1 protein-coding gene is annotated in these 689 nt (G+C 67.3%); it reads left to right on the top strand.

Features of this window, described 5'->3' with window-relative positions; genetic code table 11:
* Nucleotides 1–689 (top strand): IS982 family transposase (locus ACFHWU_RS29270; protein ID WP_416592321.1); only part of this gene is annotated, 689 nt, incomplete at both ends.

The raw sequence follows: 689 nt of genomic DNA, 5'->3' as shown, positions 1-689 counted from the left end.
ACCCTCTTGACCGCACTGTACGTGAAGATCGACGACAGCATCCGCACACCTCGGTGGCGTGGCAGGCCACCACTGCTGACCGACTCCGAACTGGTCTGCCTGGCCGTGGCTCAGGTCCTGCTCGGCGCACGCTCGGAAGCCCACTGGATCCGCTACGCCCGTGTCCACCTGGCCGGCATGTTCCCCTACCTACCGCAGCGGCCCGGCTACAACAAACGGCTCCGCGCCGCCCTCCCGCTGATCAGGAAGACGATCCGGAACCTGGCCCGCGACAGCGACTTCTGGTTCGACAACCACTGGATCGTCGACTCCACCCCGGTGCCGTGCGGCATGTCCCGCCCCACCGTGCAACGCTCGGACCTGGCAGGCTGGGCCGGATACGGCTACTGCGCCTCCCACTCCCGGTTCTTCTGGGGACTGCGCCTGTACCTGGTCCGCACCCCGACCGGGATGCCGATCCTGTGGGCCCTGGCGAACCCGAAGATCGGCGAGCGGGAGGTCCTCGCCGCGATGCTGGAGGTCGAGGCCGGTGTCGTCGCCGAACACGACGGCATCCTGCTGATCAGCGACAAGGGCTTCGCGTCCAGAACACTCGAGCGGGACCTCGCAGACCAGGGCATCACCCTGCTACGCCCGTCACGCAAGAAGGAGAAGGCCCGCTACGGCGAACCGATGCTCAAGAAGGTCCG

It is taken from the genome of Micromonospora sp. LOL_015 (assembly GCF_048060275.1).
GTDB lineage: Bacteria > Actinomycetota > Actinomycetes > Mycobacteriales > Micromonosporaceae > Micromonospora_E.
The sequence above is the reverse complement of the archived record's forward strand: the minus strand, read 5'-3'. Positions and strand labels throughout refer to the sequence as shown.